We start from the raw sequence: 18,062 nt of genomic DNA, 5'->3' as shown, positions 1-18,062 counted from the left end.
TCCGGACGAGCGGCCCCGCACCTGACATCAAGAGAGAGAATCCGATGAGCACCACACTCCGGCGCAGTTCCGCCGCCGCCACCGGCAGGGCCCTGCTCTTGGCCGCCCTGCTGACCGTGGCCGTACCGGGAGCCGCGTACGCCAAGACCGTCGATGTCACCGTCGTCACCCCCGGGGCCACCATGGGCCCCGCGACCCCCTTCACCGGGGTCTCCTCGCACGCGGACTGCGCCAACGGCCTGGTCTCGGGCGGCGGCGCCGACCAGACCATCGGGAACGACGAGAGCTCCAACGGCAACCACGTGATGGGCATGGTGCCCAGTGCCGACGGCGCCAACGAGTACACCGACACGCCGGGGATCGTCGGCAGGGACGCCACGCACTGGATGGCGTTCGGCGGGAGCGGCAGCCACAGCAGCGCCGCCTTCTCCACCACCCCCTACGCGATCTGCCTCCAGAGCAACCTGATCCGGCACAGCCAGGTAGTCATGAACAAGGCCCCCGGGCCCTCCACCGCACTGACGCACCGTCTCGTGACGGCGACCTGCCCGGCCGGCACGGTCCTGATCGGCGGCGGCGCCCGCACCACTCCGGCCAGCGTCGGTAGCCTCAAGCCGATCGCCGGCTTCCCCACCTTCAACGACGCCGAGCACCACTTCGGCTCGATCGCCGCGGGCGACGGCGAGCGCGACCCCGATTCCTGGACGGCGGTCGGCGGGATCGGCGGCGGCCGCGGCGCGGACAACATGACCTACGCGTACGCGATCTGCAGCGCGGGCGACATCAACCTCGAGCACGTCTCCACGACGGTCCGCTTCACCGAGGTCAGCGGCCCGAACACGGCCTCGACGGGACAGACGGCGACGGCCGGCTGCTCCCGCGAGGACGGGACGCTGGTCAGCGGTGGCGCCGCGATCAGCGGTGGCAACGTGACCACGACCGACTTCAGCAAGGCGACCTCGGGCGGCCCCCACCTCAACGGCAGCTTCCCCAGCGACGCCGCCGGCACCCCGGCCGGTGACGGGGGTTCCGACCCGTCGTACTGGACGGCTGCCACCCACAGTGGCGGTTCGCCCTCCCAGGGCAGCTACTCCGACGTTTGGGCGCTGTGCCTGGACGTGCAGCACGGGCACAAGAAGTAGCTCGCCCGGCACCACCGGAGAGCGGGACTTCCTGATCCAGGAGGTCCCGCTCTCCGTCTTCCGAGGCCGACGAGCCTACGAGGCTACGAGCCCACCGCCTCCGGCTCCTCACGGGTCACGGGGGCCGCTCCGGCCGCACCGTCCGCTCCGGCCGCACCGTCCGGGCCGTCCGCCCGCACGGCCGCGGCGGGGCGGACCACCGTGACCGGCGGGGGCGAGCCCGCGGCCACGAAGGGCCGCCACCACGGCGCGCTCGGCGCGTCGGCCGCACCCGGCTCGAAGGGCTGCCCCGGGATCGGCAGGGCGATCGCCGCCCCGGCCCCCGCCGCGGCGGTCACCGTGCCTTCCCCGGGCTCGTCCCACGGGTGCGGGGCCAGGTTGAAGGTGCCCCAGTGGATCGGCAGCATCGTCCCGCGCGGGACGCCGCCCTGGAGATCGAGGTGGGCTCGTACGCCCTCCTCGGGAGTCATGTGGATGTCCGTCCAGAACTCCGAGTACGCCCCGATCTGGATCATCGTCGCGTCGAAGGGCCCGTGCGCCGCGCCGATCTCCTTGAAGCCGGGGAAGTAGCCGGTGTCCCCGCTGTGGTAGATCCGGTGCTCGTCGCCGGAGACGACCCAGGACGCCCACAGGGTGAACTGCTGGTTGCGCAGGCCGCGCCCGCAGAAGTGCTGGGCGGGGGTGGCGGTGAGCGAGAGTCCGGCGACCTTGGTGGTCTCGTTCCAGTCGAGCTCGCGCAGCCGGTCGGCCGGGACTCCCCAGCGCTCCAGGTGCGCGCCGACGCCCAGCGGGACGGCGAAGACCGTGTCCGTACCGGCCAGGGCCTTGATCGTCGGCAGGTCGAGGTGGTCGTAGTGGTCGTGCGAGATCACCACCACGTCCACCTCGCCCAGCGAGGCCAGCGGTACGGGTACGGGGTGCAGGCGCTTGGGCCCGGCGAAGGGGAAGGGGGAGCACCGCTCGCCCCAGACCGGGTCGAAGAGCACCCGGCGCCCGTCGATCTCGGCGAGCACGCTGGAGTGACCCATCCAGGTCAGCCGCAGGCCGCTGACCGGCGGCTTCGACAGCTCCGCGAGGGTCGTCGGGTAGACCGGGATGGGAGCGCCGGGGCTACGCCGGAGCCGCTGCTCCTTGTGGAAGTAGATCTTGGCGAACTCCGCCATGGACCCGGAGGGTCTGGTACGGGTCCCGGCCGGGTTCTGGAACACTCCGTCGGCGAAGTTCGGCGAACGCCGGATCCGCTCCAGCCGGGCACCGGACGGGTCCGCGCCGAAGGCTTCGGGCCGCAGTGCACGCAGCCGTGGACGCAAGGGACGGGAGCCGGTCAAGGCGCCTCCAGTGTGGGGGGTGCGGGCAGGGCGTTCTCATGGTTACCACCATCCCAACGCGTGACACTCCCCAAGGATTCCGCTACGCGCCTGCGAACGCGCCCGGGACCCTCCCCGCCCTGCCCCACACCGCCTCTACAGCGGCAGCAGGTCCGGCCGCTTCGCCTCCACGTGGTCCCCGGAGGACTCCCCGCGCAGCCTCCGGCCGATCCACGGCACCAGGTGCTCGCGGGCCCAGTGGATGTTGTCGCGGGTGGTGTCCACCGATCCGCGCGGGCGCATCGGCGGCCAGGGCTGGTCCGGGTCGGCCGGCGTGTCGAGGCCGAGCACCTGGGCGGCGCGCAGGGCGACCCGGGTGTGCCCCTCGGGCGAGAGGTGCAGCCGGTCGTCGTCCCAGGCCCGCCGGTCCTGTACGGATTTCAGCGACCAGAGGTCGAGTACGGGGCACTCGTACCGGTCGGCGATCGACCGGACGTGCGCGCTGAACGTCGCGATCTTGCCCCGCATGTGCTTGAGGACCGGCACGTCGCGCGTGTCGAAGCCGGTGGTGATCACGACCAGGCCGACGGATCCGGCGAGGTCGCGCACGGCCGCCTCGTACCGCTGCGCCACGTCGTCCGGATCGCTGCCGGGCCGGATGATGTCGTTGCCGCCCGCGCAGAAGGTCACCAGGTCCGGTGCGAGCTCCTTCGCCCGGGGGACCTGCTCGGCCACGATCTGGTCCAGCAGCCGGCCCCGTACGGCCAGGTTCGCGTAGCGGAACCCGCCGGAATCGGCGTACTCGCCGGAGTCGCCGGAGTCGCCGGATTCCTCGTGCCCCTCCTCGTGCCCCTCCTCGCGCCGGTCGGCCAGGAGGACGGCCAGCCGGTCCGCCCAGCCGAGGAAGGTGTCCCCCGGTCCCGGGTCCCCCACGCCCTCGGTGAAGCTGTCCCCGAGCGCCGCGTACGAGCCAATGGTCTTCGTCTTGGATGTCGTCGTCGCTGCCACGGGAGCCCATACTTCACCCCGGATCATGACCTACGCGACCGTAGCCAGGGCCTTACGGACCGTGATCTTCACCACCCCCGGGACGGGGAATAACAACGGCGGACCTGTCCGTGGTCGGACTCGGGCTCACCGGCGACGGAGGTGTACGAGAACGTGGCGCCGTCCCGGTTTCCGGGAGGCCGTAACAGCTTCCGAGAGGCAGGCTGGTCCCATGGGGTCACATCCTCGCCCGCCCGTTCGGTCAGGACCGTTCCCTCGACCAGGAGTGGGCGCTCACGGCGCGCTCCTGTTCACACTGGCCCAGTGTGCGCCCTTCGCGATCGCGCTGGGCGTGCTCGGCATCGAGCTCTCGCCCGCACACGATCTGGTCACCGGTCCCGTTCTCACCACGACGCCGGCGCTGGCCGCGCTGACGATGGGCCCGGTGGGCACGCTGTCCGCGGCGGCCCTGGCTGCGGGTGTGAACGCGACCTCCGCGACGTACAACCAGTCGTGGGGAACCCAGACCCAGCTGATCATCGGCAACTTCCTGGGGATCATCGTGGTGTCCGTGGCCAGTGTCACCTTGAGCAAGGCGGTGCGCGCGCGCAGGCAGAGCGAACTCGACCAGGTACGCCGGATCGCAGTGGCGGCCCAGGAGGTCGTCCTGCGGCCCGTCCCCGAGCTCCTGGGCCCGGTGCGGGCGGCCAGCATGTGCCTCGCGGCCGGGACCGGAGCACAGGTGGGCGGAGATCTGTACGAGGCCGTACAGACGCGCTACGGCGTCCGGCTGATCGTGGGGGACGTCCGGGGGAAAGGGCTGTCCGCCATACGCGCGGTCGCGGTGGCACTGGGCGCGTTCCGGGAGGCCGTGCACTACGAGGACGAACTGCAGGAGGTCATGAACCATTGCGCGGCCGCGCTGCGGCGGGAGGCCGCCGTCTCGGGTACCTACTCTCAGGCAGAACTTCCCGAAGTACTCCTGGAGGGGTTCACCACCGCGCTCATCGCCCAGGTGCCGGACGAACAGGTGGTGCACCTGGTCAACCGCGGCCATCCTCCTCCGCTGGCGCTCCGCCACGGCAAGGTTCAGACCCTGATGCCGACCTCGCCCATGCCGCCCCTCGGTCTCGAAGACCTCGTGGACGGCCCTCCCGCCACACCGGAGAGCTACCCGTTCCTGCCCGGTGACCGGCTGCTGCTCTACACCGACGGCGTGATCGAAGCCCGCAACCGTGCCGACGACTTCTTCCCGCTGCCGGAGACCATGGAGCAGATACCCGCGGACACCTCCCCACAGGAGTTCCTGGACGAACTGCACCAGGCGTTGATCCGCCATACCGAGGGCCTCTTGACGGACGACGTGGCGATGATCCTCATCGACCGGCTCGTATGAAGCGGGCCGGTACGCGGGCCCGCGCAGCCGGCGCGACGACCGTGTCACCACCCCGCAGCAGGCCTTTCTTCCGACCTGCGCGAGTGGGGCAAGCGGGACCGGGACCCCCCTCCGGTCCCGGCCCCGGCTCAGACGAGCAGCCGGGTCTCGGCGCTCGGCAGTTTGCTCCACCAGTGGCCGTACCGCCGGTAGACCTCCGGTTCGCGGTCGGCCAGGAAGGCCGTCAGCCCCCGGGCCTCGTCGGCGAGCGCCTCCCAGACCTCCTCCCGCAGGGGGTGGAAGGCGGTCGCCTCGATCCCGCCGCCGACGCCGGCCCGAACCCCTCCAGGTAGCGCATGACCAGCGTCCGCAGGGATTCCTCCGCCGCCTCCGGGTCCGCCGGTACCGTGCGCGGCCGGCGCGGGCGTGCAGGGTCAGCCGCATCAAGGTCGACTTGACGACCTCGCGCCCCGTGAAGGCGGCGTCGAGGTCCGCCGGGTCGAAGCCGGAGAGCCGGTTCCACAGCGCGAGGTACGGCGAGGCCGCGTGCTGCGCCTGCAGGGCGACCACCCGGCGGACCGCGTCACCGACGTCCATCACCTCGCGCCGCAGCAGCAACTGCCGTGCGAGCGTGGAGCGGTTGAGCTCCCCTGCGCTGACCTTCATGCCACGACGACCGTCCAGTCCCCCGTCGAAACGGGCAGCCTGACCGGCACCTCGGACAGCGCCTCGGATTCAGATGCTGACGCCCTTCGACCGGAGGTAGGCCAGCGGGTCGATGTCCGAGCCGTAGGAGGGCCCGGTACGGATCTCGAAGTGCAGGTGCGGGCCGGTCGAGTTGCCCGTGGAACCGGAGAGGCCGATGGTCTGCCCGCCGGTGACGTCCTGGCCGGACGAGACGGACAGCTGGGAGAGGTGCGCGTACTGGCTGTACTTGCCGTCGGCGTGCCGGATGACGACCTCGTTGCCGTACGCGCCGCTCCAGCCGGCGGAGACCACGGTGCCGGCGCCGACCGCCTTGACGGTGGTGCCGCTGCTCGCGGCGAAGTCGACACCGGTGTGGTAACCGCTGGACCACATGGAGCCGGCGGTCTTGTACGCGGTGGAGGTGCCGCCACCGACCGGGGCGACGAAGCCGGTCGACGTGGAGCCGCCCTGCTGCTGCTCGGCGGGTGCCTTGGCGGCGGGCGCGGCGGCCTCGTCGAAGGAATCCGACGAATCGCCGGAAGTGGAAGAATCGGAGGAATCGGAGGAAGCGGAGGAAGCGGAGGAAGCGGAGGAAGCGGAGGAAGCGGACTTCTTGGCCGGCTTCGGCGTTTCCGCCGGCGCGGACTCGGCCGGAGCCGAGCCCTTCGCACCGAGCGTGAGCTTGAGCCCCGGGTGGATCAGCGACGGGTTGGTGCCGACGGCCTCGAGGTTGTCCGCGTAGAGCTGTTCCCAGCCACCGGCGAGGTGCCGGTCCGCGGCGATCTTGGAGAGGTAGTCGCCGGGCACCACGGTGTAGACGGTGGGAGCGGCCTGCGCCGCGGCGGGCGCGGCGGCGGGCGCAGCCTGGAGCGCGGCCCCCACCTGCGGAGCCTTGACCGGAGCGGCGGCCGGGACGCCCGCGGCATGGGCGCCGGTGGCGCCGAGCAGCGGAAGCGCGAGGGCCGCGCCACCGGTGCCCGCGACGGCGAACCCGCGGGATATCGAGCGGGACTTGGGACGGCGGTGCTTACCCGTTCCGGACATGTCGAATTCCTCTCCGACGCCTGCGAGGTGAGCTGTCGGGTTCGGACTGGAGATGTCCGGCCGCCTCCGTGCCGGTGAACAGCACATGTACGGCTTCACCCCGAGCTGTCCCGTTATAAAGATCTCGACCGGAGATCCGGAACAGCGGCTTACCTGGTTCCCCCGCTCCTGCCACGCGCGTGAATAGTCGGGTGCGGTTTCCGGTCGGCGGCAGGATTAGGCGGTCCGTCCGGATCGATCGCGAACGTAATCGAGCCCGGCCACGCGGAACAAGTCATGAATTCCCCAACAGAATCTTGAAGATGACGGGCCGCCGGAATTCCGGTCACCCTCCGTCCATTCCGCACCTTCAACAACCGCCCCAGCAAGGCAATTCGCCATTCGCGATCAGCCACTCACCGTCACCGTATGATCTGGCTCACGGGGGCGCGTCCGATCTCGCCTCTCGCTATGGCAAGTTGCCCGCAAGTAGCGCAATTCGGACACGTGCGACGACGACCGCACGGACGACACGGAGGAGCCCTGTGACCCAGCAGATACCCCAGAGCACGCACACCGATCCGGCGGCGCCGGCGCCGGCCCTGACCGGAGTGCGCAACTTCCGCGACGTGGGCGGCTTGCCGACCGCGGACGGCCGAAGGGTCAAGTCAGGACGACTGTTCCGAAGCGGACATCTGGCGCATGCCACCGAAACCGACGCAGACTTCCTCGCCTCGCTCGGACTGCACACCGTCTTCGACTTCCGCAACGACGCCGACCACGCGCTGGAGGGTGCGGACGTGGAGCTGCCCGGCGTGCGCAACGTCGGCATTCCGCTGTCGGATCCGGCCGACGGCCGGGAGTTCTGGAAGATGGTCCGCGAGGGGGACCTGGCGCAGCTCCGCGAGATCCTGGGCGAGGGCAAGGCCGCCGCGCGGATGTCCCGTTCGTACCGGTCGATGATCTTGACCCGTACCGCCGAGCACAGCCGGGTCGTGCACGCGCTCGCCGAGGACAGCGTCCCGGCGCTCATGCACTGCGCCGCCGGGAAGGACCGGGCCGGCCTGTCGATCGCCGTCACCCTGCTCGCGCTGGGCGTCGGGCGGGAGGCGATCCTCGCGGACTACCTGGAGTCGAACGCCCCCCACAACCGCTACCGGGTCCGCCGGGGCAGCGACTCTCCCGAGGCCCGCGCCCCCGAGGTGATGGAGCTGCTCGCCCCGCTCTTCGACGCCCGCGCCCCGTATCTGACCACGGCCTTCGACACCATCGACGAGGAGTGGGGCGGCGTGGAGCGTTACCTCGCCGAGGGTCTCGGGCTGACGCCCGAGACCCTCGACAGGCTCCGCGACCGGCTGCTGGACTGACGCCCCACGAGGTGGGCCGTCGCCCGCCGAGCCACCGGCCCAGCGGTTGACTCAGCGGTTGGCGACGGCCTGCTTCACCAGCGTCCGCCCGAAGTCCCACATCAGCGCGCCGCCGCCGTGGGCCTCGTCCATGACCGCGCGGAAGGCGCCGACGAACCGGTCGACGTCCGCCTCGTCCACGATCAGCGGCGGGATCAGCTTGATCACCTCCAGGTGGTCGCCGGAGACCTGCGTGAGGATCCGGTGCTTCTGCAGCAGCGGCACCACGACCATCTGCGCGAACAGCCCCTTGCGCGCCGCCTGCAGCATGCTCCAGCGGCTCCGCAGACCCAGCGAGGACGGCCGGCCGAACTCGATGCCGATCATCAGCCCGCGTCCCCGTACCTCGTGGAGCAGTTCGTACTCGTCCACGAGCGCGGCGAGCCGCCCGTGCAGCAGGTCGCCCATCGCGCGGGCGCCGGCCACCACCTGCTCGTCCTCCATGACGGACAGGACCGCGAGCCCGGCCGCCATCGCCTGCGCGTTGGAGCCGAAGCTGGCGGAGTGGACGAGCACCCGGTCCATGGAGGAGTAGACCTTCTTGAAGATCCAGTCCTTGCCCAGGGTCGCGCCGACCGGCACGTAGCCGCCGGAGAGCGCCTTGGCCACGCAGACCAGGTCCGGTTCGACTCCGGCCTCGTGCTGGTAGGCGTAGAAGTCGCCGGTCCGTCCGAGGCCGGTCTGCACCTCGTCCGCGATCAGCAGCGCCCCCCGCCGGTGCAGCAGCTCCTGTGCGGCGAGCAGGAACCCGGGCGGGGCGGCGAGCACCCCCTTGCCCTGGATCGGCTCCACGACGAGGGCCGCCACGTCCCCCTTCTTCAGCTCCCGCTCCAGCGCGGCCAGGTCCCCGAGGGCGACCTTGGTGTCCGGCAGCAGCGGCGCGAAGCCGTCGCGGAAGCCGGCCTCGCCGTTGACCGAGAGCGAGCCCGTGGTGAGCCCGTGGAAGGCGTGGTCGCAGTAGAGGACCCTGGGCCGCCCGGTGGCGTACCGGGCGAACTTCAGGGCGGTCTCCACCGCCTCGGTGCCGCTGTTGCCGAAGAAGACCCGGTCCAGGTGCGGGCTGTGGGTGAGCAGCTTCTCGGCCAGCAGCCCGGGCAGCGGCTGGCAGTCGAAGCGGGTGAGGTCGGCGAGCTGGGCGTCCAGCACGTCGTGCAGGGCCTGTCTGACCACCGGGTGGTGGCGGCCCAGGCCCATCACCCCGAAGCCGGCCAGCATGTCGAGGTAGTCGTTGCCCTCGGCATCCCAGAAGTGGGCTCCCTCGGCCCGCACGTAGACCTTGTCGAAGCCGATGGTGTGCAGCATCCGGGGCAGCTGGTGGTTGAGGTGGCGGGCGTGTAGTTCGTACCGCTCGCCACCCCGCTCGGCCAGCAGGGCGCCGAGGTCGAAGCCTTCGCCCCGGCCGCGCTCGCCCGCCTCCTCCCGGCCCACCGGACCCGCGCTCATGCCGACTTGTCCGGCCGGTTCCCGCCCACGGTCTCGCGGACGGCCCGCAGCGACTCCTTCAGCGACCCCATGGTGGCCAGGACGGCCGTGGGCTCGTACCCGCAGTGCGCCATGCAGTTCGCGCAGCGCGGGTCCTTCCCGCGGCCGTACTTGCTCCAGTCGGTTTCCTCGATCAGTTCCCGGTACGTGGGCACGTACCCGTCGCTCATCAGATAGCAGGGGCGCTGCCATCCGAAGAGCGAGTAATTCGGAATGGCCCAGGCGGTGCAGGGGAAATCGGCTTTGCCTTCCAGGAAGTCCAGGAAGAGCGGGGAGTGGTTGAGCCGCCAGCGCCGCCGGTTGCCGCCCGCGAAGGCCTTCTTGAAGAGTTCGCGGGTCTGTTCGACGCCGAGGAAGTGCTCCTGGTCGGGGGCCTTTTCGTAGGCGTAGGCCGGCGAGATCATCATCTCGTCCACCTGGAGATCGTCATTGAGGTAGTTCAGGACCTCGATGATGGTCTGCGGGGTGTCGGTGTTGAAGAAGGTGGAGTTGGTCGTCACCCGGAATCCGCGCCGCTTCGCCTCCTTGATGGCCGCGACCGCCTCGTCGAAGACGCCTTCCTTCGCCACCGACTCGTCGTGTCGCTCGCGCAGACCGTCGATGTGCACGGCGAAGGCGAAGTACGGGGAGGGCGTGAACTTCTCGATCTTCTTGCGGAGCAGCATGGCGTTGGTGCAGAGGAAGACGTACTTCCGCTTCGCCACCAACTGGCGCACGATCTCGTCGATCTGCGGGTGCATCAAGGGCTCGCCGCCCGCGATGGACACCATCGGCGCGCCCGATTCCAGCACGGCGCCCACCGCCTGGGCCACGGGCATGCGCTGCTTGAGCACCCCGGCCGGGTGCTGGATCTTCCCGCACCCCTCGCAGGCCAGGTTGCAGGCGTAGAGCGGTTCCAGCTCGACGATCAGCGGGAACTTCTCACGCTTGCGGAGCTTCTGTTCGAGCAGGTACGTCCCGACCCTGATGGTCTGTCGCAGTGGCATGGCCATCTGGCTCACCTCCTGGGGAGCAGCAAAGAACGGTGCCATTCGTAAAACGCGGGCAGTACGGCACGCAGTACGCGAAAGGCTGATATTCCCCCGCGAACGGTGCCGATACGGACGAGCTCATGCTCCGGAGCGTCCACGATCACCCGGACGGCCGCAACCGGACGGTCCCGGGCCCCCGGGGCGCTCCCGCTCCGGGTCGCGGTCCAGAGGGTGGCGGCCGATTCCATGTCGACTCCGATGGAGCCGCCGGCGCGCAGTCTGGCGCGCTCCTGGCCCCGGACGACGTGGTCGGATCCGGTCAGTGCACCGAGGTGTACGGTTCGGCCGGGTACGGCCCGGGCCAGCGCCTCGGCGAGCAGGGCGGTACCGGCGCAGGCGACCGTGCCGCGCGGGTCCCGGGTCTCCTCGGCGACGATCAGGTCGCCGGGGCTCATGCCGGGCAGCAGCCCGGCGCAGAATCCGGTGGCGAGCACGGCGGCGCCGTGCAGCTCCGGTTCGGCCAGCTTCCGGCCGACGGCGCGCTCGGCCGCGCGCGGGCCCATGCCGGTGCGCAGGACCTCGTACCGCTCGGGCGCGCCCCGCGCCCGGCCGCCGCGGTACGAGGTGCTGCGCAGGGCCGTGCGTTCGATGCGCAGCGCGCAGGCGATCAGCAGCGGCGGCGGGACCGCGGCGGGGCCGTCGGCCATCAGCCCTCCCATCGGGCTTCCCCGGGGGACGGTGCCGTCTGCCGGAGGGCGGCGGGATCCGCGTACCGCCCGCCCGGGCCGAACGGTTCTCCGTACAGGTAGCGGCCGAGCGCGGTGAGCGGGAAGACCTGGCGGTACAGGTGGTAGTTGATGGAGAAGTCCCAGGGGAAGCCGGTACCGGTGAAGTACGGCTCGTCCCAGGTGCCGTCGGAGCCCTGGGTGGAGACGAGGTAGCCGATCCCCCGCTGCACGGACGGCGCGTCGCGCTCCCCGGCCGACAGCAGCGCCATCAGCGCCCACGCAGTCTGCGAGGCGGTCGAGGCGCCCTTCCCCGCCCAGGACGGGTCCTGGTAGGAGCGCTGGTCCTCGCCCCATCCCCCGTCCTCGTTCTGTACGGATTCCAGCCAGTGCACGGCCCGCCGGATCGCGGGGTGCGAAGGGGCGTAGCCGGCGGCGGTCAGGGCCGGGACCACGGAGCCGGTCCCGTAGACGTAGTTGGTGCCCCAGCGGCCGAACCAGCCGCCGTTCGGGTCCTGTTCGGCGAGTAGCCAGGCGATGCCGCGCCGGGTGCGCGCGTCGCCCGCCCGGCCCTCGACGGCGAGCATTTCCACCACGTGGGCGGTGACGTCGGCCGAGGGCGGGTCGATCACCTCGCCGAAGTCGCAGAAGGGCAGCTTGTTGGGGAAGGGGCTGGTGTTGTCGGCGTCGAAGGCTCCCCAGGCGCCGTTCTTCGACTGCATGCCGAGGTTCCAGGACACCCCCCGCGCGATGGCGCCCTCCACCCGTGCCGGGTCGGGGTGCCTGACGCGGCGCAGGGCAAGGACGACTTCGGCGGTGTCGTCGATATCGGGGTAGTTGTCGTTGTGGAACTCGAACGCCCAGCCGCCCGGGGCCAGTCCGGGCCGGCGCACGGCCCAGTCCCCGCTGCGCACGATCTCCTCGCCGAGCATCCAGTCGGCGGCCTTGACCAGGGCGGGGTGGTCGGGACGCAGTCCCGCGTCGGCCAGCGCGATGGCCGCCAGGCAGGTGTCCCAGACCGGGGACTGGCAGGCTTCGATCATGCGGGCGCCGTCCGCGCGCCAGACGGCGAAGCGGTCCAGTGACTCCAGTCCGGCGCGCATCACCGGGTGCCTCAGGTCGTAGCCGAGCAGGTGCAGGGCGATGACGGAGTACACGGCGGGCGGCTGGATGCCGCCCCAGCAGCCGTCGTTCTCCTGCCGTTCCACGATCCAGCGGCCGGCGCTCGCCATGGCCGCCGCGCGCAGCCGGCGCGGGGCGAACCGGCGGTAGACGTGCAGGGCCTTGTCCATCCGCTGGAAGGCGCCGTCCCAACTGGCCAGCGGAGCGAGCTTCTTGACGGGGTACGGAGTCCGCGCGTCGGTGTGCAGCTCGTCCAGGGCGAAGGGGGCCGGGCGGACCGGGCGCAGTGCGGAGACCACGGTGAGCGGGACGATCGTCTGCCGGGCCCAGCAGCCGAAGTCGTAGATGTTCAGCGGCACCCAGGGCGGCAGGAAGAGCAGTTCGGGCGGGAGTTCGGGCAGGTGGTCCCAGCTCCACCAACCGAAGAGCGCCAGCCAGATGCGGGTGAAGACGCGGGCGCCCGCGAGTCCTCCGTGAGCCCGGATCCACGCCGAGGCGCGAGCCATGTGCGGGGCGTCGGGTGCGTCTCCGGCGAGGCGCAGGGCCACGTAGGCCTCGATGGTGGCGGACAGGTCGCAGGGGCCGCCGTGGAAGGTGGTCCAGGTGCCGTCGTCCTGTTGCTCTCCGCGGATGAACAGGGCCGCGGCCCGGGTGGTGGCCTCGTCGCGGATCCCGAGGAACTGGCGCAGCAGCAGGTCCTCGGCGTCCATGGTGACGTTGGTCTCCAGGTCGCCCTTCCACCAGCCGGCCTCGTCCTGCCGGTCGAGCAGGTCCCGGACCGCCCGCTCGGTGGCCTCGCGGACCCCGCGCAGCCCGGCGGGGCCGGGGTCCGGGCCGGCGCCCGGGGCCGGGACCGGGGGCCCGGCGCCGGGCCCGGGACCGGGCTCGTTCGGGTCGGCGCCGCAGGCATGGGCGCCGCCGTTGGTCGTCGCAGTCATGGCTTCCCCTTTGCGTGCAGTGTCCTCTGCTGTCCTGGGGTTCGCCGTCGGCCGGTACTACTGGCAGGCAGTACCGACCGGCGACTCGCGATTCATATGCGCGTACGGGTGGCGATCACCTCTTGCGCACGACGACGAAGTCGGCGAGCGCCACGAGCTGGTCGCGCACGCGCTGGTCCATGTCCACGTCGTCGAGGGCCTTGATGGCGATCTCGTACTGGCGGCGCGCCTCGTCGGCGGTCCACCGGCGGCCGCCGGCCGCCTCGATGAGTGCGGCGCGGGCCGCGAACTCCTCCTCGGAGAAGTTCTCGAAGTCGTTGCTCTTGGCGTCGGCGGCGAGCAGTTCGGCGAGTTCCTCGCAGGCCGGTCCGCCGGCGGCGAGGGCGGCGACGACGGGCAGCGACTTCTTGCGCTGGCGCAGGTCGCTCCAGGTCTGCTTGCCGGTGGACTCCGGGTCGCCCCAGATGCCGAGGAGGTCGTCGACGGCCTGGAAGGCGAGGCCGAGGTGGTAGCCGTACTCCTCCAGCTTGTCGGCCGTACGGTCGTCCGCGCCGCCGAGCACGGCGCCGATGGAGACCGCGCAGGCGAGCAGGGCGCCGGTCTTGTTGCCCTCCATCTCCAGGCACTCCTCGACGGTGACGCTCTCGCGGTGCTCGTAGGAGATGTCCTGGGCCTGGCCGTCGATGAGCTTGCGGCTCGCGGTGGTCAGGCGGCGTGCCGCGCGGCCGGCCTCGACCGTGCCGAGCTCCAGGAGCACCTCGTTGGCCAGGGCGAACAGCGCGTCGCCGACCAGGATCGCGAGGGCGGGTCCGTGGACCTTCCACACCGTGTCGCGGTGGCGGCGCTGTTCGTCGCCGTCCATCAGGTCGTCGTGGAGCAGCGAGAAGTTGTGGACGAGCTCGACCGCGACGGCGCCGGGGATGCCGACCTCGGCGGCGGCGCCGGCGGCCTCCGCCGAGAGCAGGGCGAGGGCGGGGCGCACGGCCTTGCCGCCGTCGCCGTCCGCCGGGTTGCCGTGGGCGTCGATCCAGCCGAAGTGGTAGGCGGCGACGGTGTCCATGGGCGCGGCGAGCCGGTCCACGGCGGCGCGGAGCACGGGCGTCGAGAGCGTACGGCCTCGTTCGAGGAGGGCGAGGGTGTCCGCCTTCTCCCCGCCGGCCGGGCCCGCACTGGCGTCCGTGTTCTCGACGGCCGGATTCCCCGGGTTCACTGGCTCTCCTCTGGTTCCTGTACGTACTGCGGTGCGTGATGCTGCGGTGCCAATGATGCTGCCGGTACCGGTGGTACTGGTGGTACCGATGGCGCTGACGGTGCCGGTGCCGGTGGTGGTCATACCGCCTCCTGCAAGGGGTGTTCGCGGTGGCGGCCCAGCGGGACGAGCGCGGCATGGGCCGCGCTCAGTCCGCTGCGGACGGCGCTCTCCATGGTCGCGGGCCAACCCGTCGCGGTCCACGCACCGGCGAGGAAGAGCCCCGGCGTGTCGGTCCGGGGTCCGGGCCGCAGTCGGCCGACGCCCGGGGTGGGGGCGAAGGTCGCGGTGCGCTCCCGGGTGACGAAGAAGTCGCGCACCTTGGCTCCGCGCGCGGCGGGCAGCAGCCGTTCCAGCTCGGGAAGGTACTTGTCGCGCAGGACCGAGACCGGTTCGTCGATGTCCTCGTGGGCGACCGACTGGGACAGCGCCAGGTACTGGCCGCCGTCGGGGAGCCCGGAGGAGTCGGTGCGGTCGAAGACCCACTGAACCGGGGAGCCGAGGGCCGCGAAGAAGGGTGCCTTGAGCACCTTGCGGTCGTAGACGACATGCACGTTGAGGATCGGCGCGGTGCCGATGTCGAGCAGCTTGTCGGGGTCGGCGAGCGCTCCGGCGGGCAGCAGCCCGTGCGCCTCGCGCTGCGGGACGGCGAGGACGACGGTGCCGGCGTCGAACGAGCCGCCCTCGGTGGCCACCCGCCAACCGCCCTCCGGCGTACGGGAGATGTCCGTGACCCGGGTGCGCAGTTCGGTCCGCACCCCGGCGGCGTCCAGGGCCTTGCGGGCGAGGGTGTCGTGCAGGTCGCCGAGCGGCACGCGGGCCCAGCCGATGTCGGCCGCGCCGTTCTCGGAGAGCAGGCCGGTCTTGAAGACCATGGCGGCCAGGCCCAGCGAGGACTGCCCTGCGGTGGCGTTGAGGGTGGCGATGCCGACGAGGTCCCACAGCGCCTCGATGGTGCGCGGGGACTGGCCGTACCGGCCGAGCCAGGTCGCGAAGTCCACGCCGTCGAGCGCCGGATCGGCGGGGTCGAGGCGGCGCAGCGCGAGGGCGGCGCGCCCGACGGACGCCCGCTCCGCGAGCGAGAGGTGCGGGTAGCGGGCCAGCGAGGCGGCCAGGTGCAGCGGTACGGGCAGGGCGCTGCGGCGCAGCCGGCCGAGCCGGGGGCCGCCGGGGTGGGCGACGTCGAGCACGGGTACGTCGAGCCGGTCCTGCAGGGGCGCCAGGTCCGCGCCGCCGACGCGGTCGAGGAACCACCGGTAGGCGGTGCAGCAGCGCAGGTAGACGTGCTGGCCGTTGTCGACGGTCAGCTCGCCGCGCTTGAAGGAGAACGCCAGGCCGCCGAGGCGGGGGCGGCCCTCCAGCAGGGTCACCCGCAGCCCCGCGTCGGCGAGTTCCAGCGCGGTGGTGACGCCGGCGAGCCCGCCGCCGACGACCACGGCGTCGTGGTGCGCGGTCATGCGTCCTCCTCTGTCGCGTACGGGGGCCCTCCCACAGACGCCGCCGGGCGCCCTGGGGTTGCTCCCGTCCGCCGCCGCGCCGCGGCTCGCCGGCCCGCCGGCATCAGAGCCGCCTCCTGGTGCTCTGGCGTGCGATGGTCCGCGCGTCCAGGCCTGAGAGGCCGCGGACGGCCACGTACGCCTTCTCGTGCGGCGGCAGCGAGACCCGGCCGCGGAGCACCGCCTGCGGCTCGCGCTCGATGCGGTCGAGCAGGCGCCGGTAGATGCCGGCCATGGCCGCGACGCAGGCGCCGCTGCGCCGGTCGAGCAGGGGCAGCAGCCGGTAGCCCTCCACGAACAGGGCGCGGGCGCGCCGCACTTCGTGGTGGACGAGTCCGGCGAAGTCGGAGCCGCGGGGCATCCGCTCGCTGCGGAAGCCCTCCGAGCAGCCGAACTTGGCGAGGTCCTCGGCGGGCAGGTAGGTGCGGCCGTTGCCCGCGTCCTCACGGACGTCCCGCAGGATGTTGGTGAGTTGCAGGGCGAGACCGAGGGTGTCGGCGTACTCGCCGGCCCGTGCCGCGTCGTGCGCGCCGGACCCGGCGGTGCCGAACACGCCGAGCGAGAGCCGGCCGATGGCCCCGGCCACGCAGCGGCAGTAGACCTTGAGGTCGTCCCAGGTCTCGTACGTCTCGCCGCGGACGTCCATGAGGACGCCGTCGATGAGTTCGTCGAGCCCTTCGAGCGGGATCGGGAAGCGGCGCGAGGCGTGCGCGAGGGCGACCGCGACCGGGTCGGTGTCGTCCTCGTCGACCTCCTCGGCGCGGATCCGGCCGAGCAGGGTGCGGGTCTCCTCCAGCCGGGTCAGTTTGACCTCGTGCGGCAGCGTGCCGTCGCCGATGTCGTCGACCCGCCGGGAGAAGGCGTACAGCGCGGACATCGCGTGCCGCTTGTCTGCGGGCAGCAGCCGGATGCCGTAGGCGAAGTTGCGCGCCTGAGAGCCGGTCACGGCCTCGCAGTAACCGTAGGCCGCCGCAATCAGTGAAGACGTCGCGGCCGGTGCGGACATCGCTGTCGGCGCGTCCGGTGCGGACGCGTGTGTGGGGCCCTCCACGGTCGGGCTCACCCCTTTCTCGGCGCTGTGCGCAGGACGGCGGCCACCTCGCGGAGCAGGCCGCTCTTGGTGGCCTTGGGCGGGCCGGGAAGGACGTCGAAGCCGGCGGCGGTGACGGCTCGCAGGGCGGCGCGTCCCCCACCCACGAAGCCCGCGAGCAGCAGCCGGAGCCTTCCGTGGACGCTGCCCACGAGCGGCGTGCCTTCGTCGAGGAGTTCCCGCGCCCGTTCGGTTTCGAAGGCGACGAGGGCGCGTACGGACGCCCCCGCGGACGGGGCCTTCAGGTCGGTCTCGGTGACGTGGAAGCGGCGCATGTCCTCGCCCGGGAGGTAGATCCGGTCCCGGGCGAGGTCTTCGGCGACGTCCTGGAGGTGTTCGGCGATCTGCAGGGCGGTGCAGACGGCGTCGGAGCGGCGGATCCGCTCGGGGGTGCTGGTGCCGGTCAGGTCGAGCACGAGCCGGCCCACGGGGTTGGCGGAGAGCTCGCAGTAGCCGAGCAGGTCGCCGTACGTCGCGTAGCGCGCGACCCGCTGGTCCTGCCGGTTGGCCTCAATGAGCCCGAGAAACGATGCGGGGGTGAGCCCGTGGGCGCGCACGACGGGCTGCAGGGCCAGCATCAGCGGATGGCGCGGGGGCCCGTCGGTGCCGCCGAAGACGCGCCCGAGGTCGGCTTCGAGGGCGTCGAGCATCGCGGGCCGGTCGTCCGCGGCGGCGGGGTCGAGACCGAGCAGCACGGCGTCGCGGCCGCCCGGGGCGAGGTCGCCGTCGCCGATGTCGTCGACCAGGCGGGCATATCCGTAGACCGCCATCAGGCCCTCGCGCCAGGCGCGGGGCAGGAAGGCGGGGGCGACGGGGAAGTTCTCGGAGCGCGCCTTGCCGAGGGTGGCGGCGCCCGGGTGGGCGGGGAAGGAGCCGGAGGCGTCGGGCAGCTCGTGCGGCCGGGGGCTGGTGCCGTGCCCCGGGGTCACCGCCCGCCGCCCGCGGCGGGGACGGCCGTCGTGCCTGGGGGCCGGAGAATTCCCGTAGCCATTGCCGTCACATCTCCCGTTCTACACTGCCAACCCAATACATCCTATTTCGGACACGCCGCCGCGCATTCCC

General features: G+C 72.0%; 14 protein-coding genes, 1 pseudogene and 1 riboswitch. Of the genes and pseudogenes, 3 read left to right on the top strand and 12 right to left on the bottom strand.

Annotated features, from left to right (window positions below):
* The first annotated feature begins 44 nt into the window (after window positions 1–44).
* Entirely contained in the window at window positions 45–1,142 is a 1,098-nt protein-coding gene (locus AC3IYI_RS33530) for a hypothetical protein (RefSeq protein WP_489407197.1), read from the top strand.
* An 83-nt stretch (window positions 1,143–1,225) separates the two neighbouring features.
* On the opposite strand, the gene AC3IYI_RS33525 is transcribed toward AC3IYI_RS33530, so the two are convergent.
* Entirely contained in the window at window positions 1,226–2,470 is a 1,245-nt protein-coding gene (locus AC3IYI_RS33525; RefSeq protein WP_489407196.1) for an MBL fold metallo-hydrolase, read from the bottom strand.
* Between the two features lie 135 nt (window positions 2,471–2,605).
* On the bottom strand, window positions 2,606–3,484 hold the full coding sequence (locus AC3IYI_RS33520; protein WP_489407195.1) for an SGNH/GDSL hydrolase family protein: 879 nt from the start codon (window positions 3,482–3,484) through the stop codon (window positions 2,606–2,608).
* 238 nt (window positions 3,485–3,722) lie between these two features.
* Between AC3IYI_RS33520 and AC3IYI_RS33515 the strand changes: the two genes are divergently transcribed.
* Window positions 3,723–4,832, top strand: coding sequence for a PP2C family protein-serine/threonine phosphatase (locus AC3IYI_RS33515; protein ID WP_489407194.1), 1,110 nt, complete (start codon window positions 3,723–3,725; stop codon window positions 4,830–4,832).
* A gap of 351 nt (window positions 4,833–5,183) precedes the next feature.
* On the opposite strand, the pseudogene AC3IYI_RS33510 reads toward AC3IYI_RS33515, so the two are convergent.
* Window positions 5,184–5,477, bottom strand: a pseudogene (locus AC3IYI_RS33510) (DNA glycosylase AlkZ-like family protein); the annotation flags it as partial.
* A gap of 69 nt (window positions 5,478–5,546) precedes the next feature.
* Window positions 5,547–6,542, bottom strand: coding sequence for a peptidoglycan DD-metalloendopeptidase family protein (locus AC3IYI_RS33505; RefSeq protein ID WP_489407193.1), 996 nt, complete (start codon window positions 6,540–6,542; stop codon window positions 5,547–5,549).
* A 2-nt stretch (window positions 6,543–6,544) separates the two neighbouring features.
* Window positions 6,545–6,742, bottom strand: a riboswitch (cyclic di-AMP (ydaO/yuaA leader).
* A gap of 324 nt (window positions 6,743–7,066) precedes the next feature.
* Between AC3IYI_RS33505 and AC3IYI_RS33500 the strand changes: the two genes are divergently transcribed.
* Window positions 7,067–7,888, top strand: coding sequence for a tyrosine-protein phosphatase (locus AC3IYI_RS33500; RefSeq protein WP_489407192.1), 822 nt, complete (start codon window positions 7,067–7,069; stop codon window positions 7,886–7,888).
* A 51-nt stretch (window positions 7,889–7,939) separates the two neighbouring features.
* On the opposite strand, the gene AC3IYI_RS33495 is transcribed toward AC3IYI_RS33500, so the two are convergent.
* The 8 genes from AC3IYI_RS33495 to hpnC form a co-directional block, all read right to left on the bottom strand.
* Complete coding sequence (locus tag AC3IYI_RS33495) at window positions 7,940–9,370, bottom strand: aspartate aminotransferase family protein (RefSeq protein ID WP_489407191.1); 1,431 nt, start codon at window positions 9,368–9,370, stop codon at window positions 7,940–7,942.
* On the bottom strand, window positions 9,367–10,401 hold the full coding sequence (gene hpnH, locus AC3IYI_RS33490; protein WP_489407190.1) for an adenosyl-hopene transferase HpnH: 1,035 nt from the start codon (window positions 10,399–10,401) through the stop codon (window positions 9,367–9,369). The genes AC3IYI_RS33495 and hpnH overlap by 4 nt, the downstream gene beginning before the upstream one ends.
* Before the next feature lie 5 nt (window positions 10,402–10,406).
* On the bottom strand, window positions 10,407–11,087 hold the full coding sequence (locus tag AC3IYI_RS33485; RefSeq protein ID WP_489411769.1) for a phosphorylase family protein: 681 nt from the start codon (window positions 11,085–11,087) through the stop codon (window positions 10,407–10,409).
* A complete protein-coding gene (gene shc, locus AC3IYI_RS33480; RefSeq protein WP_489407189.1) occupies window positions 11,087–13,165 on the bottom strand; it encodes a squalene--hopene cyclase in 2,079 nt (692 codons plus the stop codon). Before shc ends, AC3IYI_RS33485 begins: the two co-directional genes overlap by 1 nt.
* 115 nt (window positions 13,166–13,280) lie before the next feature.
* Window positions 13,281–14,375 (bottom strand): polyprenyl synthetase family protein, encoded by a 1,095-nt coding sequence (locus tag AC3IYI_RS33475; protein WP_489407188.1) that lies wholly within the window; start codon window positions 14,373–14,375, stop codon window positions 13,281–13,283.
* Window positions 14,376–14,494: 119 nt separating this feature from the next.
* Window positions 14,495–15,871 (bottom strand): hydroxysqualene dehydroxylase HpnE, encoded by a 1,377-nt coding sequence (gene hpnE, locus AC3IYI_RS33470; protein ID WP_489407187.1) that lies wholly within the window; start codon window positions 15,869–15,871, stop codon window positions 14,495–14,497.
* Window positions 15,872–15,974: 103 nt separating this feature from the next.
* Window positions 15,975–16,973: a presqualene diphosphate synthase HpnD gene (gene hpnD, locus AC3IYI_RS33465; RefSeq protein ID WP_489407186.1), complete on the bottom strand. Its 999-nt coding sequence runs from the start codon at window positions 16,971–16,973 to the stop codon at window positions 15,975–15,977.
* A complete protein-coding gene (hpnC, locus tag AC3IYI_RS33460; RefSeq protein WP_489411768.1) occupies window positions 16,970–17,890 on the bottom strand; it encodes a squalene synthase HpnC in 921 nt (306 codons plus the stop codon). Before hpnC ends, hpnD begins: the two co-directional genes overlap by 4 nt.
* Window positions 17,891–18,062 lie beyond the last annotated feature (172 nt).

This window comes from Streptomyces sp. GL_148 (assembly GCF_057834205.1).
Note: the sequence above shows the minus strand (reverse complement) of the source record. Positions and strands in the feature narration are given on the sequence as shown.

Bases quoted from the DNA above. Each gene is read 5' to 3' on its own strand.
- hpnE (WP_489407187.1), bottom strand. From the start codon at position 15,871: ATGACCGCGCACCACGACGCCGTGGTCGTCGGCGGCGGGCTCGCCGGC.
- AC3IYI_RS33520 (WP_489407195.1), bottom strand. From the start codon at position 3,484: ATGATCCGGGGTGAAGTATGGGCTCCCGTGGCAGCGACGACGACATCC.
- shc (WP_489407189.1), bottom strand. From the start codon at position 13,165: ATGACTGCGACGACCAACGGCGGCGCCCATGCCTGCGGCGCCGACCCG.
- AC3IYI_RS33505 (WP_489407193.1), bottom strand. From the start codon at position 6,542: ATGTCCGGAACGGGTAAGCACCGCCGTCCCAAGTCCCGCTCGATATCC.
- AC3IYI_RS33495 (WP_489407191.1), bottom strand. From the start codon at position 9,370: ATGAGCGCGGGTCCGGTGGGCCGGGAGGAGGCGGGCGAGCGCGGCCGG.
- AC3IYI_RS33485 (WP_489411769.1), bottom strand. From the start codon at position 11,087: ATGGCCGACGGCCCCGCCGCGGTCCCGCCGCCGCTGCTGATCGCCTGC.
- AC3IYI_RS33530 (WP_489407197.1), top strand. From the start codon at position 45: ATGAGCACCACACTCCGGCGCAGTTCCGCCGCCGCCACCGGCAGGGCC.
- hpnH (WP_489407190.1), bottom strand. From the start codon at position 10,401: ATGGCCATGCCACTGCGACAGACCATCAGGGTCGGGACGTACCTGCTC.